The organism is Bradyrhizobium sp. Kon10 (genome assembly GCF_055807395.1).
Genome location: NZ_JBVVOZ010000036.1, coordinates 14416 through 29069, shown reverse-complemented (window position 1 = coordinate 29069; position 14654 = coordinate 14416). Strand labels below are relative to the sequence as shown.

Annotated in this window: 13 protein-coding genes; 8 read left to right on the top strand and 5 right to left on the bottom strand. The window is 62.3% G+C overall.

Translation table 11 applies throughout. The annotated features are described in order from the left end of the window. Nucleotides 1-114 precede the first annotated feature (114 nt). Complete coding sequence (locus tag AC0L2O_RS31180; protein ID WP_473372462.1) at nt 115-3663, top strand: autotransporter domain-containing protein; 3549 nt, start codon at nt 115-117, stop codon at nt 3661-3663. Between the two features lie 215 nt (nt 3664-3878). Here AC0L2O_RS31180 and AC0L2O_RS31175 read toward each other — a convergent pair whose 3' ends face one another. The 4 genes from AC0L2O_RS31175 to AC0L2O_RS31160 all read right to left on the bottom strand — a co-directional run bounded on the left by AC0L2O_RS31175 (nt 3879) and on the right by AC0L2O_RS31160 (nt 4903). After that, a complete protein-coding gene (locus AC0L2O_RS31175; RefSeq protein WP_473372461.1) occupies nt 3879-4160 on the bottom strand; it encodes a helix-turn-helix domain-containing protein in 282 nt (93 codons plus the stop codon). Continuing rightward, on the bottom strand, nt 4157-4228 hold the full coding sequence (locus AC0L2O_RS31170) for a hypothetical protein (protein WP_473372483.1): 72 nt from the start codon (nt 4226-4228) through the stop codon (nt 4157-4159). The genes AC0L2O_RS31175 and AC0L2O_RS31170 overlap by 4 nt, the downstream gene beginning before the upstream one ends. Nucleotides 4229-4301: 73 nt before the next feature. Next, nucleotides 4302-4703, bottom strand: coding sequence for a type II toxin-antitoxin system VapC family toxin (gene vapC, locus AC0L2O_RS31165; RefSeq protein ID WP_473372460.1), 402 nt, complete (start codon nt 4701-4703; stop codon nt 4302-4304). Next, entirely contained in the window at nt 4700-4903 is a 204-nt protein-coding gene (locus tag AC0L2O_RS31160) for a type II toxin-antitoxin system VapB family antitoxin (protein ID WP_409190936.1), read from the bottom strand. The genes vapC and AC0L2O_RS31160 overlap by 4 nt, the downstream gene beginning before the upstream one ends. Nucleotides 4904-5261: 358 nt before the next feature. Between AC0L2O_RS31160 and AC0L2O_RS31155 the strand changes: the two genes are divergently transcribed. Then, the gene (locus AC0L2O_RS31155) at nt 5262-8372 is read left to right on the top strand and encodes an EAL domain-containing protein (protein WP_473372459.1); all 3111 of its coding nucleotides are present in this window, start codon (nt 5262-5264) and stop codon (nt 8370-8372) included. A gap of 45 nt (nt 8373-8417) precedes the next feature. On the opposite strand, the gene AC0L2O_RS31150 is transcribed toward AC0L2O_RS31155, so the two are convergent. Further along, nucleotides 8418-8768 carry a hypothetical protein gene (locus AC0L2O_RS31150; RefSeq protein WP_409190934.1) on the bottom strand — a complete coding sequence of 117 codons (351 nt, stop codon included), beginning with the start codon at nt 8766-8768 and terminating at the stop codon, nt 8418-8420. A 171-nt stretch (nt 8769-8939) separates the two neighbouring features. Here AC0L2O_RS31150 and AC0L2O_RS31145 point away from each other — a divergent pair, with 171 nt between their 5' ends. The 6 genes from AC0L2O_RS31145 (at nt 8940) to AC0L2O_RS31120 (ending at nt 14651) form a co-directional block, all read left to right on the top strand. Next, nucleotides 8940-9170 carry a hypothetical protein gene (locus AC0L2O_RS31145; RefSeq protein ID WP_369719624.1) on the top strand — a complete coding sequence of 77 codons (231 nt, stop codon included), beginning with the start codon at nt 8940-8942 and terminating at the stop codon, nt 9168-9170. Between the two features lie 103 nt (nt 9171-9273). Further along, complete coding sequence (locus AC0L2O_RS31140; RefSeq protein ID WP_409190933.1) at nt 9274-9501, top strand: hypothetical protein; 228 nt, start codon at nt 9274-9276, stop codon at nt 9499-9501. A gap of 275 nt (nt 9502-9776) precedes the next feature. Further along, nucleotides 9777-11678 carry an ABC transporter substrate-binding protein gene (locus AC0L2O_RS31135; protein WP_473372458.1) on the top strand — a complete coding sequence of 634 codons (1902 nt, stop codon included), beginning with the start codon at nt 9777-9779 and terminating at the stop codon, nt 11676-11678. Nucleotides 11679-11752: 74 nt separating this feature from the next. Then, a complete protein-coding gene (locus tag AC0L2O_RS31130; RefSeq protein WP_473372457.1) occupies nt 11753-12757 on the top strand; it encodes an ABC transporter permease in 1005 nt (334 codons plus the stop codon). Next, on the top strand, nt 12757-13620 hold the full coding sequence (locus AC0L2O_RS31125; protein ID WP_473372456.1) for an ABC transporter permease: 864 nt from the start codon (nt 12757-12759) through the stop codon (nt 13618-13620). Before AC0L2O_RS31130 ends, AC0L2O_RS31125 begins: the two co-directional genes overlap by 1 nt. Continuing rightward, on the top strand, nt 13620-14651 hold the full coding sequence (locus tag AC0L2O_RS31120; protein WP_473372455.1) for an ABC transporter ATP-binding protein: 1032 nt from the start codon (nt 13620-13622) through the stop codon (nt 14649-14651). The genes AC0L2O_RS31125 and AC0L2O_RS31120 overlap by 1 nt, the downstream gene beginning before the upstream one ends. Nucleotides 14652-14654 lie beyond the last annotated feature (3 nt).

Genomic DNA, 14654 nt, shown 5'->3' with positions numbered 1-14654 from the left:
CTGGCTGGAACGGCACTCGCTGGCCTGCCACTCGCATCGCCGGCGCAGGCGCAGACATGGACCGGCGCGACATCCACCGACTGGTTTGCGAGCGGCAACTGGAGCGCGAACACGGTGCCGACGGCCGCAACTACGGTTGTCATTGACACGGTCGCACCCAATCCGACGGTGATCGGCGCAGCAGGCGCCGCCGGCAACGGCGTCATTGTAGGTCAAGCGGCGACCGGTGCTCTTACGATATCGGGTGGTGGCGCCCTCAGCGCTTTCAGTGTTACGGCCGGCAACACCTCCGCAGCCACTGGCGCGGTGACCGTGACGGGATCGGGATCGACTCTCACCGCAGCGGGTGCCGGCAGTCAGGTCGTGATCGGTAACCTGGGCGCAGGTACGCTTCAGATTTTGAACGGCGGTGTCGTCAGCGATGCGTCCGGCTTCGTTGGTAACAGTGTTGCCGGCACCGGAGTGGTGACCGTGGATGGTCTGGGTTCGACCTGGACGAACAGCGCAATTCTCGGAATTGGTGAACTTCAATCGACCGGAACGCTGACGATTTCGAACCAAGGCCAAGTCACCGCCGTCGCGGCCTACATTGGTGTCGTAGATGGCACTGGTACGGTCAACGTCACCGATCTCAATTCGGCATTGTCGACCAGCGGGGCTCTCAACGTCGGCCAATCTAGCACTGGCACGTTGACGGTCTCGAATGGCGCGAGGGTCATCAGCAATACTGGTACGATCGGTAATTTTGCCGGCGGTAACGGCACTGTCACGGTTGACGGCGCGGGATCGACCTGGACCAACAACCTGGGTGTTACGATCGGCAGCTCGAGCACTGGCACGCTGACCGTATCCAACGGCGGCGCCGTCAGCGCCGCAAGCGTCACGGCCGGCGATCAGGCCGGTTCGACTGGCACGGTGACCGTGACAGGAACAGGCTCGACCCTGACCACGACAGGAATCGGCAACCAGGTCGTGATCGGAAACTTCGGCACCGGCACGCTTCAGATCTTGAACGGCGGCGTGGTCAGCGATGCACAGGGCGTCGTCGGCCAGAATACCGGTGGCATCGGCGCGACGACCGTGAACGGCCTCGGCTCGACCTGGACGAATACGTCGACTCTGACCGTCGGCACCCAGGGTACCGGCACGCTGACGCTTTCCAACCAAGGCCAGGCAGCGGCCGCAGGCGTCTTCATTGGCGTTGCGGGCGGCACCGGCACCGTTAGCCTCACGGGCCATTCGGCAATGTCGAGCACGGGAGCTCTCAACGTCGGCTTTTCGGGTATCGGCATACTGACGGTTTCAGGCAACTCGTCCATCACGAGTGACGGCGGCGCGATCGGCAACATCGCTGGTTCGAGCGGCGCAGTCACGGTGACGGGCGCCGGTTCAGCCTGGTCTTTCGGCGCTTTCGATTTGACCGTTGGTGCAAACGGCACCGGCTCGCTTCTGGTTTCGAATGGCGGCGCGATGAGCAGCAGCAACGGCGCCGGTATCCTGGGCCAAGCCGCCGGCGCGATCGGCACCGTGACGATCGACGGCACTGGGTCGTCGTGGACGACTCCCGCTTTTCTGTTCGTCGGCATTGGCGGCACCGGCGCGATGACGATTTCGAACGGGGGTACCGTCATCACAGGCGACGGATATCTAGGCGCTGCCACCGGCGGGGCTGGCGTGATGACGGTGACTGGCGCGAATTCAGCATGGACGAGCACCGGTGGCGTCTTTGTCGGCTTCGGTGGCAGCGGTGCGCTCACGGTTTCGAATGGCGGCACCGTATCGGCGCCGAGCGGCATCGCTATCGCAGCCTCGGCCGGTTCGACTGGAGCACTCAACATTGGAGCCGATGCGGCTAGCGCCGCCGCCGCGCCCGGAACGTTGAGCACCCCAACCGTTGGCTTTGGGTTGGGTGCCGGCAGCATCAACTTCAATCACACCAGCGCGGGCTATGACTTTACGCCGGTCATTGGCGGCAAGGGTACGATCAATCAGATCGCCGGCACCACGATCCTCACCGCCGATTCCAGCGGCTTCACCGGTGTCACCAACGTTACGGGCGGCCGGCTGGCTGTGAACGGTTCGCTCGCCGGCTCTGCCGTTACGGTGTCGGGCGGCGGCGTCCTCGGCGGCGCCGGCACAGTCGGCAACACCACCGTCAATGGCGGCACGCTGTCGCCCGGCAATTCGATCGGCACGCTGACCGTGCAGGGCAACCTCGCGTTCACTTCGGCTGCACATTACCTTGTGGAGGTCTCGCCGACGGCGGCCGACCTCACAAATGTAACGGGCACCGCGACGCTCGGCGGCGCCACGGTGAACGCGTCGTTCGCTCCAGGTAGTTACGTCGTTAAAAGGTACACGATCTTGAACGCTACCGGCGGCGTCAGCGGCACGTTCGGTTCGGTGGTGGTCAACACCAACCTGCCATCCGGTTTCAGGTCGAACTTGAGCTACGACGCAAACAACGCCTACCTCAATCTAGACCTCGCATTGCAATATAGCGGTCTCAGCATCAATCAGCAGAACGTCGCCAATTCGCTGACAAACTTCTTCAATACGACCGGCGGCATTCCGGCGGTGTTCGGGTCGCTGACGCCAGCCGGCCTGACGCAGGTCTCAGGCGAACTGGCCACCGGCTCGCAACAGACGACGTTTGATGCGATGGGTCTGTTTCTGGGGGCGATGACCGATCCTATGATGGGCAGACGTGGCGAAGTGGTTGGGCCATCGGCGCCCCCGCAATTCGCTGACGAAACCCGCGCGCCCGGTGCTTCGCCCGCCTTTGCGATGATGCCCGGCAAAGCGCCGGCGGCCAGCTTCGATCAGCGCTGGAGCGTCTGGGGTGCTGGTTTTGGCGGCTCCCGAACCACCAATGGCGATGCCGCGCCCGGCTCGAGCGGCGCGACCGGCCGTGTTTACGGTATGGCTGCGGGTGCCGACTATCTGCTCTCGCAGTCGACGCTGGCAGGCTTTGCCTTAGCCGGCGGTGGCACCAATTTCAGCGTCTCGAATGGGGGCACGGGTCACTCCGATCTGTTCCAAGCCGGCTTGTTCATTCGTCACACGATAGGTCCGGCCTACATGGTGGCTGCCTTGGCTTATGGCTGGCAGAATGTCACAACTGACCGGACTGTCTCCGTTGCCGGCGACGATCAGTTGCGCGCGAAGTTCAACGCCAACGCGTTTTCCGGTCGTTTGGAAGGCGGCTATCGCTTTGCGACGTTGTCGGTCGGGATCACGCCCTATGCCGCCGGACAATTCACCACTTACGCCTTGCCCGCTTATGCCGAGCAGGCCGTCAGCGGCACCAACACATTCGCGTTGACCTACGGCGCGAAAACCGCGACCGCAACCCGCACCGAACTTGGTATTCGTGCCGACAAATCGTATGCGCTGACCGATGCCATCTTGATGCTGCGCGGCCGCGTCGCATGGGCACACGACTTCACCACCGATCGCGCGATCGCCGCGACGTTTCAAACGCTGCCGGGGGCGTCATTCGTCGTCAATGGCGCCGGACAGGCCGGCGACGCCGCGCTGACCACCGCGTCCGCCGAAATAAAATGGATTGGCGGCTTTTCGCTTGCCGCCACCTTCGAGGGCGAATTCTCCGGTGTTTCCCAAAGCTATACCAGCAAGGGCGTCGCACGGTATGCGTGGTGAGCGGGCACCCGCAGCTATGCAGGCAAAAGCACGGTGCGATACGCATGGTAGCGCGTGCCCGGGCTGCATCGGCGACCTGCATGAATATTCCGTGCGGCGCCTAACGAGATTATAGTGCGATCTCAATAAGGTATAAGTTCGCGGTTTTATTCCGAATGGCGCGCCATTTTGCGATTTTGCATGATATTGTCACCGATTGACGCGCAAGCGCCGCATCAAGCCACCGACAGCGGCACGTGGAACTTGCTGCCGGTTGCCGCGGCATAGCGCAGCAGCGTCTTCGTGCTTGGTAGCGTTTGACCGCTTTCAAGCCGCGCGATGGTGGATTGGCTGGTCCCCATCCGGTCGGCCAGTTCGGTTTGCGAGAGACCTGCGCGCAGGCGAGCCCTGAGCAACTCGGCGGCAATCTCGAACTCCGGCGCCAGCGCGTCGTACTCCGCCTTGACCTTCGGGTTGGCCAGGAGACGAGCTTTGAGTTTTTCGAACGGGATTGTCATGTGACCTCCTTGGCTCGCTGCAGCGCGAGCTCGATCTCGGCGCGTGGGGTCTTTTGCGTCTTTTTCACCAACGCGCGAACCACGACTACTCTTCGGCCAATCGCCCGTGACGTAGAGGGCAGGCAATCCCGGATCGCCCTCTCACATTGTAACCGGCACTTCGACCAGGCCCAGATAACGCGCCATCGGACGGAAATCGCTGTCGTTGTGTAGCAGGGGCGCGCTGTTCTCGATGCACCAGGTGCCGATCAGCAGGTCGATTGTCTTGCGGACAGTGATCCCGCGTGCGCGCAATGTACGGAAATTGCGGGCCGCCGCGACCGCGATCGCATCGCCAACCATTGGCACAATGTCGAAGCGGCGCAGCAGGGCCTCGACTTCCTGAGCCGCCCGGGCGGTGCTCAGCCCCTGCAGCACTTCGCAAAGCATCAAATCCCCCACGATAATTTCGTCCACGCCGAGTACCATGCCCAGTCGCCGCACATGAGGCGCACTCCGCCCGTTGAGGAAGTCGATCCAGACGCTGGTGTCGACAACGATCACCCGGTTCCTCGCCCTTTGCGGCTCCGGGCGAGATTGCCGCGCCAGTGGTATTTGCCGAAGGCTGCGCCGGCCTCGTGCTGCCCTCGCAGCTTAATCATCAAACGGAGCGCCTCTTCCACAGTCTGCTTTTTGGTCGCATGCCCGGAAGCCTTCTGGGCTTCTGCCATCAGCGTATCGTCGATCTCGATATTGGTGCGCATGGCCATGTCGCCGAGATGTGTACTATGATGGAATCTAATACACATTGCGCTCGACTTGCGCAACATGTCGGTCGACCCCGGCTCAAGCGCGGCTTTTCGCTTCCGTACGGGGATGCCGATGCAGGTCAAAATCGCCCGCGTGCTTTGAGCTATGAGAGGCGCACGTTCAAAAAACGACAGGTCCTGCTCGATGCATGACGTGCCTCGGTTCATGCTCCGCAAACTAACATATGTTAGTTTGCTGGTGCTAAATACCGGTGCCCACCGCGCCATTTGCCGCTTAACGCGCGGAATACCAACGCCATTTACGCGATGTTTCCAGAGTCTCTCCTAGCCTGCTTTGCGGGCGGAGCGGCACATGGAACTCAGCAAAATATGGAACTTGTTCTCGGTCGGGCGTCTTACGACCCCGGTCGATCGCGCGCTGCTGGTGGAACAATTCAAGGTTCTCCGAAAGCAGGTTCCTGTCCTCTACGCAGTGCTGTTGCTCGACAGCTTCAGTGTGGCCTGGGTCCTGCCGAGGGAGTGTTCACCCTGGCTGAGATTCGCGCTGCCGGCAGTTCTTGTTGCGGTCTGCATGGTGCGAATGGTGCAATGGCTGCGCATGCGCGCATGCGAGGTTACTCCCGAAGAAGCCTTCAGCAATCTCTCTCGAATGCGGATTTTTGCCGCCGTTCTCACCTCGGGATTCGTCTGCTGGATATTGGCGCTGATGGAGACCGTGGAGCCGGCGCTGCGCGCGCCTTTGGCGTTGCTGGTGTTCATGGGCTGCATCGGCACGTCGTATTGTCTTGGCAGCTTCCCGGCTGCCTCGCGGCTGTCGATGTTGATCGCGGGCGTGCCGATCTCGGCGCGGCTGCTGTTTTCGGGTGAGCCCCTGCAGCTCTGCTTGGGGCTGAATCTGGCGCTGCTCCTGGTCTTGCTGGCGCGAATGCTCAACATCAATTTTCGCAATCTTGAAGGGCTGATCGAGGAGCAGGCTAACTCGGCCGAAGAAGGCAGGCGTGCGCGAGCCGCGGAAAAGAGTGCAATCGAGGAGAAGTCGAAGGCCGACGAATTTGCGGACCGGTTCACCACCGCGTTGAACAACATGTCCCAGGGTCTTTGCTTTTTCGACGGGCAGCAGCGCCTCATCGTCTGCAACCGGCAATATCTCGAGATCTATGCTCTCAGTCCGGAAAGCGTGACGCCCGGCATGCGCCTGCAAGAGATCGTTCAGCTGCGATACGGTATCGGCAGTGCACCGAAAATGTCCGAGGAGGCGTATCTAAGCTGGCGCACGAGCGACAATGTGATCAATCGAAACTCGGATACGACTGTCGAGCTTGCCAATGGGCGGATCGTTCGCATCCGTCATCGACCCATGGAGGACAACGGTTGGGTCGCCACCCACGAAGACGTCACGGAGCGATATCGGACTGAAGAGGCGCTCGCCGCTGCGAAGGCGGCCGCAGAGCGGGCCGAAGCCGCCGCGCGAGCGGCGCACGCGCATCTGAAGGAAGCGCTCGACGTCGTTCCGGAAGGACTTGCGGTTTTCGACAAGGAAGATCGACTGGTCCTGTGGAACCGCCAGTACGCCGACTTCTACTCGGCCAGCAACCACGCACTCGCGGAAGGTGTCCGGTTCGAGGAGATGCTGCGAGCGGGGCTGCGGCGCGGGCAATACGCGGACGCGCTGGGCAGAGAGGACGAGTGGCTCAGCGAACGGCTCGCCTGGCACAACCTGCCGCAGTCCTCGCATGAGCAGCGGCTTCCGGGAGACAGGTGGCTGCGCGTCGAGGAAAGACGAACGGCGGATGGCGGCAGTATCGGGGTGCGCATCGATATTACCGAGCTCAAGCGGCGCGAAGCATCCTTCAGGCTGCTTTTCGAAGAGAACCCGATCCCGATGTGGGTGGCGGAGGCCGGTTCGCAGCGCTTTCTCGCCGCGAACGCCGCGATGTGCAGCCATTACGGATACAAGCAGGACGAGTTGCTCGCGATGACCGAGCCGGGTCTGAATAGCGGCGAGGCGGGGCGCTGCGATGGTGAGCAGGACGTTGCGGCTCACAAGACCCGCGGCGGCGACGAACTGGAAGTGGTCGTCGAACGTCGTTCTCTGATGTACGAAGGCAAGCTTGCGCAGGTCGTAGCCGCATTCGATGTGACCGAGCGCAACCGAAGCCAACGCAGGATCGGTCATCTGGCATCCCATGACGCCCTGACCGAACTGCCGAACCGGACCGCGCTCGACGGAGCCCTGACTGCCGCGATGAACCGGGCGCGCGATAGCGCTAGCAGCGTGGGCGTCCTGTGTATCGACCTCGATCGCTTCAAGGACATCAATGATCTGTTCGGGCATTCGATCGGAGACGCTGTCCTGCGCGAGACGGCCCGGCGGCTGAAGCACGCTGCCGAAGGAGCCTATGTTGCCCGCGTCGGGGGCGACGAGTTCATGGCCATTACGGAACAACTTCCGCTGCCGGGCGCTGCCGAGCTCCTGGCCAAAAGGATGCGTGAGGCGTTTGCCGTTCCGATCGAAACCAACGGTCATTGTCTGGAACTCGACCTCTGTGTCGGCATCGCAGTGTTTCCACGGGATGGAGAGGATGCGGTCTCGCTGCTCGCCAACGCGGACGCGGCACTCTACCGTGCCAAGCATGACGGCCGGGGCGCCGTCCGCCTGTTCACAAGTGCGATGGATCAGCAGCTGCGCCAACGTCGTGCCGTCGAGCACGATCTGCGCTCGGCCGTGGAGAACGGCGAGCTGTTCGTCGAGTACCAGCCCCAGGTGGATCATGTCCGCGGCATCGTGGGCCACGAAGCGCTGGTGCGCTGGCAGCATCCTGTCCGAGGCGTCATTGCACCGGGCGAGTTCATTCCGGTTGCGGAAGAGAGCGGGCTGATCGCCAGGATCGACGAATGGGTTCTCAAGGAAGCCTGTCGCGCAGCGGCTTCATGGAGCACGCCGCTCAGGATCGCGGTCAACATCTCTGCGGCTCAATTTCGCCGGGAAAATCTTGAAAGACAGGTGAAATCGGCGTTGCGAGAAAGCGGACTTGCGCCGGCCCGCCTGGAACTGGAAATCACAGAGGGCGTACTGATCGAGGACGTCGGCCGCGCAAGAGAAACGCTGAACCGACTCAAATTACTCGGAGTCCTGATTGCCCTGGATGATTTTGGGACGGGTTACTCCTCATTGTCATATCTGGACGCGTTTCCGCTCGACCGCATCAAGATCGATCGCAGCTTCGTAGCGACCCTCGGTACCAGCGAAAAGTCGATAGGGATTATTCGCGCGGTGATCGGCCTGACCCACAGCTTCGGGATTCCAGTGCTGGCGGAGGGGGTCGAAACCGAGGAGCAGTTCGCTATGCTGGCGGCAATGAAGTGTGACGAGATGCAAGGTTACCTGATCGGGCGCCCGCAACGTCTGCCGCTACAAGGGGACAGAGACCTCTTCAAGCCGCGAGTCCAAGCGAGCGCCTAACTGCGACTACGCCCTCATGCTTTCGGAGCGACGTTGACGGCACAGTCAGGGGCTGGGCTGAGGTGTGGGCGACGGCTGTGGCGCGGCCGGGTGCGGAGACGGCGTCGCCGCCGGCTGCTGGGTCGCGGCGACGGCGGGCTGGTCGCCGCCACCGCCGTGCGGGACGCATGTGCCGATGTTGCTCAACAGCCGTTTGGCCTGCAGATCGCGAGCCTTCGAGTAGTCCCGCCGCCGCTCGATGCTGCCGGCGGCCAATCGATCCCAAGCCTCGAATGCGTCCGCATAGTGCTTGCGCATCTGCTCCTCGGCCGCCAGGCATTCAGAGAACTTGTCGAACACCAGGTCGGTATTGACCGGGGTTACGCCGCCCACCAGGACCACGAGCATCCATTTCATGCCTTCGGCCTTCGCGCTCTCTGTGCCGCAACCTCTCTGGTGAAGGACTGAAATCCCGAACTTGGGATTGGTTCCGCGAGCTCCGGAGCGAGGCGCTCGCAATTGCTGCAGGCAGGTGGAACGACCATTCCCGGCCGGCGGTTGGGCTGAACCGCCAAGTGGGAGAGACGCATGGACACGGATATGAAGGAAGCCTCGGCAATGACCGAAGCCTCCGGGCTGACCGACGAGATCGACGCCACTGAGAACAGTTCCGGGCCACGCCGGCGAGCGCAGCAGTCGCCGTCGCAAGATGCGGCAATCCGCTGGGCGGACCAGTTGCGCAAGATGACCGTCAAGGCCCCGCTGCAGTCGCTCTTCGCCGCGTTCCTGTTCGGGATGTGGGTCGCGCGTCGGCGCTGAAGCATTCGGTCCAGCGCCGGTTTGGACGGAAGCCGTGCGCCCGGAACGGAGTTCGCCCGCGCCGCGTTGATCTTCACGATCAACCCAGGACCGGAGAATGCAAATGAAATGGACCATGGCAGTGGCCTTCGCGGCTGCGCTCTCGATCGCCTTTGCGCCTGGCGCCGATGCCAAGGGCTGCATCAAGGGGGCCATCGTCGGTGGTATTGCCGGCCACATGGCCGGACACGGCAAGGTCGGCGCCGCGGCCGGTTGCGCCATCGGCCACCACGAGGCCAACAAGCAGAATCCGAACAATTCGAACGCCCAGGCTCCTGCCCAGCAGAAGTGAGAACAACTTGCTTCCCGGCCGAGTGTCGGGTCTCCTCGCCTTCGCGCTCCCTGTGAGCCGACCCCTTGGGTTAAGCCTCTCGACATCTTCGTCCGGAGCACCTCGGGTCGGCGGCGTCATTGATGTTCGGGCGCACCGCAACACGATCACGCACATGGCAAGCCGGTGCGTGCAGCGCTGTTCTCCGTGACCCAACATTTGTGTTGTTCATCGACTCCGGTGCCTCTAGCATCCCGGCAAATACAGCCCGAGAAGAGCCGCACCGGGAGGGCATGATGCGCTGCAGTCGTATGTTGCTGGCGGTTGCGTGTGCGGTCGCCTGGCTGCCGTTGCTTTTCGCGACGCCAGGCCTGGCGCAGGGTATTCCGCAAGACATTCCGAGGAAGGATCTGCTGATCCTGGAAAACCCCGAAGGGACGGTGAAGAACGCAGGCTGGTTCAACATCTGGACCATCAATGCCGGATCGCAGTCCAACGGACTCCAGCAGGTCGCCCTCGACACGCTCTGGTACATCGATCCCGAGAGCGGCATCGACGGGGTCTGGGATAATTCGCTGGCAGCGGAGAAGCCACACTACAATGCCGACTTCACCGAAATGACGGTCAAGCTCCGCAGCGGCATCTTCTGGAGCGACGGCGTCGAATTCACCGCCGACGATGTCGTCTCGACGGTCACGACACAGATCAACAATCCGGCGATGCGCTTCAGTGCGGTGCTGGCGAGCAACGTTGCGTCGGTGAGCGCTCCCGATGCTCACACCGTGATCTTCAAGCTCAAGAAACCGAATTCACGCTTCCATGCCAACTTCACCGTGCGCTGGGGTGCGGTGTGGATCCTGCCCAAACACGTGTTCGACAAGGTGGCGGATCCGGTCAAGTTCGACTTCAACAAGCCGATCTCGCTCGGCGCCTATGTGCTGCATAGCTACGATCCGGACGGCAAGTGGTACATTTGGCAACTCCGCGACGATTGGCAGCGCACCACGCTTGCGCGGTTTGGCAAACCAGGTCCGAAATATCTCGCCTATGTCGATCCTGGACCGCCCGAAAAGCGGGTGATCGCCCAGCTCAACCACGAGCTCGACGTGATTCACGACATCGCGCCCGAGGGCATGTTTGCCCTCGCCAAGCAGAGCAAGACGACGCGGGCATGGTTCAAGGGCTTTCCCTACGGTCACCCCGATCCGACGCTTCCAGCTGTGATCTTCAACACCCAGAATGAAAACTTCAAGAATCCGGATGTGCGATGGGCGCTGGCGCTGTTGATCGACATCAAGGCGGTGGCGATGGCGGCCTATCGCGGCGCCGCCACCATCTCTGCGATCGGGGTGCCGCCGACCGGAACCCATCCGGCGACCTATCATGGACCGATGGAGGACTGGCTCAAGACATTCGAGATCGATACCGGCAAGCGCAAGATCAGGCCTTATGACCCGACGATCGGCAAACAGATTGCCGACATGTTGCGACCTTCCATGGGCGAGCAGATTCCGTCCGATCCTGCCGAGATCGCCAAGGCGTTCGGCAGGGGCTGGTGGAAAACCGATCCGCGCGCCGCGCAGGAGCTTCTCGAGAAAGCCGGATTCACCAAGCGAGGCGGCGCCTGGATGACGCCGGACGGAAAGCCGTTCAGCGTCCGTGTCATGGTCGAAGGCGATTTGCGCCCGGTGATGACCCGCGCCGGAACGATGATCGTGCAGCTCTGGAAGCAGGCGGGCATCGATGCCAGGATCGACGTCGCACAGGGGACGCTGCCCACGCGGCGGGCCGCGGGCGATTTCGATACGTTCATCGGCTGGAGCGTCGAGACCTGGGGCGGCAACCAGGACCTGTCCTATTTCCTCGACAGTTGGCATTCGGAGTTTGTTGCCGAGCCGGGCAAGCCGCAGCCGCTCCGCAACTGGCAGCGCTGGTCCAATCCCGCGCTCGACAAGATCATCGAGGAGATCCGCACTATCGGATTCGACGATCCAAAATCGATCGAGCTCGGCAAGGAGTACGTCAAGCTCGCCGTGAAGGAGATGCCGACCATTCCGCTGATGGCCTACAACGTGTTCACCGCTATGGATCAGACCTATTGGACCGGATTTCCGACCTCGGAGAATCCCTATACCAACCCCGTGCCGAACTGGGGCAACTCGCGCTACATGTTCGTCAGGCTGAAGCCGGCCAGTTAGGACGCGATCATGCAAACGCGACCGCATCGCCGGGGTTTGCCTGAACGATGTCGTCCGGCGTCCCCGGTGCTTCCATGAGCGGCTACGCCGCCTATGTCGGCCGGCGGTTCGGGCAGTTTCTGCTGGTTGTCTTCATCGGCATCAATGTTGCGTATGTCATCACCCATGCTTCACCCATCGATCCCGTCGAGCAGTCGATTTCGGCGGTGAGCTCCTACGGCAACACCGCGCCGGAGGCAATCGAGCAGATGCGCAACTCGCTGCGCGACCTCTACGGTCTCAGCGGCACGCCTTCCGAGCAGTACCTTCTGTTCTGGAAACGAATCCTTCGCGCGGACTTCGGTCCCTCGATGTCGGCGTTTCCGACACCCGTTGCCACACTGATCGGCCGCGCGCTGCCGTGGACCGTGGGTCTCCTTTCGGTTTCGACCATTGTCGCCTGGGGGCTCGGAAATCTGCTCGGCGGACTTGCGGGCTACTACCGGCAGAGCCGAGGTCTGAAGCTGATGGGGGTGATCGCCATGGGCCTCCACCCGATCCCATATTACCTCGTGGCGATGCTGCTGCTGATCGTGTTTGGCTTCGTCTGGCCGGTGCTTCCGATCACCGGCGGTTCGACGATGAATCTCCCTCAGACATGGACGCTCGAATTCGTTCTCAGCGTGCTTCAGCACGCGATTCTGCCGGCGCTCTCGCTGATCCTGATCGGTGTGGGGAGCTGGTTCCTGGGCATGCGCGCACTTGTATCCAATGTCCTGGCGGAAGAGTTCGTGCTGTACGCCGAACTCGCCGGCGTGAAGCCCTGGCGCATCCTGACCTTCTACGTGATGCGTAACGCCATCGTGCCGCAGGTAACGGGGCTTGCCATGTCGCTCGGTGGAATCTTCAACGGCGCCGTGATCACCGAAAAAGTGTTCGGCTATCCCGGTTTGGGGTCGCTCCTGGTCGACGCCGTCTATGCCGGAGATTACGGGCTTGTCCTTGGTGTTACGACGATCTCGATCCTTGGCGTGTCGGTCGGCGTGCTCGTCATCGATCTCATGTATCCGCTGCTCGATCCCAGGGTGAAGATCAGCTGATGGCCGTTCTTCTCCGCAACCTGCTGCGCCACAGCCCTGAATTCCGGATCGGGGCCGTGCTGATCGCCCTCGTTCTGTTGCTCGCCATGCTGGCCAGCGTCTCGCCGTATCCGCCGGACATCGTCTATGTGGTCCCGCCCGACTTGCCGCCGTCAGCGACCTATTGGTTCGGCACCACCTCGCGTGGCCAGGATGTGTTCTGGCAATTGAGCTTCGCCATCCGAAACACGCTGCTGTTCGGATGCACCGTGGCCCTGACCAGCCGGGTGATCGCGCTAACGGTCGGTCTCATCAGCGGCTACAAAGGTGGCTGGATCGATCGCGCCCTGATGTCGGTCAACGACACGTTGATCGTCATTCCACTGTTGCCGATCCTGGTGCTGTTCTATTTCGTGATGCGCGACCAGATCTCCTGGCTGATGCTGGCTCTGATCATGGCCTGTTTCGGCTGGGCCTATGACGCGCGGCTGATCCGTTCGGTGGTGATGAGCCTGAGGGCGCGCGAATTCACCCAGACGTGCCTGTTCTCCGGGATGAGTACGCGACAGATCCTGACCGAGGAGCATCTGCCCTACGTCCTGCCGATCGTGTTCTCTACGACGATGAACAACATGGTATGGTCGATCGGGCTGGAGGTCACGCTCGCCGTGCTCGGCTTCACCGACATCGACACGCCGACCATCGGTGGCATGATCTATTGGGCCAACCAGCACGCCGCAATGGTGGCGGGAGTCTGGTGGTGGATCGCCTTCCCGACGCTGACGGTGGTGATGGCGTTTATCGGGCTGTTCCTGCTCGCGGTGTCGGCGAGCGCCTACATCGACCCACGAAGCCGCCTCTGGACAATCGGAGATGCCTCCTGATGCACGCCAATGTTCAGCAGGCAGAGGCCCCCGGAGACGTTCAGCCGATCCTCAGGGTTCGCGACCTGCAGGCCCATTACCGGACCACGCATCTCGGCCTCAAGCGCGGCGTCAGAGCGGTCGACGGAGTGAGCTTCACTGTTCGCCGCGGTGAGATCTTTGGGCTTGCCGGGGAATCCAGTTCCGGAAAGACCACCTTGATCAAGAGCATCGCGGGTGTGATCAGGCCCCCGCTCGAGATCGTGGGCGGCACGGTGGATTTTGCATTTCTCCCCGGCTTTGGCGGACTGCACCGCGCGCCGCCGGCTGAGCTGGCTCGGATCCGCTGGCGGCATTTGTCCTATATCGTGCAAGGATCCATGAGTGTTCTGAACCCGGTCCGCCGTGTCGAATCGGCGTTCCTCGATTTCGCATATCCGCATATCGGCGGTCACCGGAAGCAGTTTGAGCAGCAGGTGATCGCTCATCTGGCGCGCGTGCGGCTCGAGCCTTCGGTGCTGACGGCCTTTCCGCACGAGCTGTCCGGGGGCATGCGTCAACGCGCCACGCTTGCGCTCGCTACGATTTGCCGTCCTGATTTCATCATCGCCGACGAACCCACGACCGCACTGGATGTATTGGTGCAGAAAGAAGTGCTCGGCATGATGCGCGGCATTCAGCGGGAGACCGGCTCGTCGATCCTGCTCGTGACCCATGACATGGGCGTGCATGCGCATGTGACGGACCGCCTCGGCATCATGTATGCCGGGCGTCTCGTCGAAGAAGCCGCAACCGCGGAGATTTTCCGCAATCCACTGCACCCTTACACCAGACATCTGATTTCCAGCCTTCCCCGCATCGGCGACGACGCGCCTCGGGCGGGGCTTGTCGGCTCCCCGCCGAATCTCGCCGACCCGCCTCCCGGCTGCCGCTTTCATCCCCGCTGCCCACTCGCAACCGAAATTTGCAGGCGCGAGGTCCCGGCCATGCTGGAGGCCGACAACGGACATCGGGTCGCGTGCTTTGCGGTCGAGCGAGGCATTCAGGCATGAACG

Excerpts from the sequence above, each read along its gene's own strand:
- AC0L2O_RS31175 (WP_473372461.1), bottom strand. The coding sequence starts at position 4,160 with ATGACAATCCCGTTCGAAAAACTCAAAGCTCGTCTCCTGGCCAACCCG.
- AC0L2O_RS31145 (WP_369719624.1), top strand. The coding sequence starts at position 8,940 with ATGGACACGGATATGAAGGAAGCCTCGGCAATGACCGAAGCCTCCGGG.
- AC0L2O_RS31130 (WP_473372457.1), top strand. The coding sequence starts at position 11,753 with ATGAGCGGCTACGCCGCCTATGTCGGCCGGCGGTTCGGGCAGTTTCTG.
- AC0L2O_RS31135 (WP_473372458.1), top strand. The coding sequence starts at position 9,777 with ATGCGCTGCAGTCGTATGTTGCTGGCGGTTGCGTGTGCGGTCGCCTGG.
- AC0L2O_RS31160 (WP_409190936.1), bottom strand. The coding sequence starts at position 4,903 with ATGCGCACCAATATCGAGATCGACGATACGCTGATGGCAGAAGCCCAG.
- AC0L2O_RS31150 (WP_409190934.1), bottom strand. The coding sequence starts at position 8,768 with ATGAAATGGATGCTCGTGGTCCTGGTGGGCGGCGTAACCCCGGTCAAT.
- AC0L2O_RS31155 (WP_473372459.1), top strand. The coding sequence starts at position 5,262 with ATGGAACTCAGCAAAATATGGAACTTGTTCTCGGTCGGGCGTCTTACG.
- AC0L2O_RS31140 (WP_409190933.1), top strand. The coding sequence starts at position 9,274 with ATGAAATGGACCATGGCAGTGGCCTTCGCGGCTGCGCTCTCGATCGCC.
- AC0L2O_RS31125 (WP_473372456.1), top strand. The coding sequence starts at position 12,757 with ATGGCCGTTCTTCTCCGCAACCTGCTGCGCCACAGCCCTGAATTCCGG.
- AC0L2O_RS31120 (WP_473372455.1), top strand. The coding sequence starts at position 13,620 with ATGCACGCCAATGTTCAGCAGGCAGAGGCCCCCGGAGACGTTCAGCCG.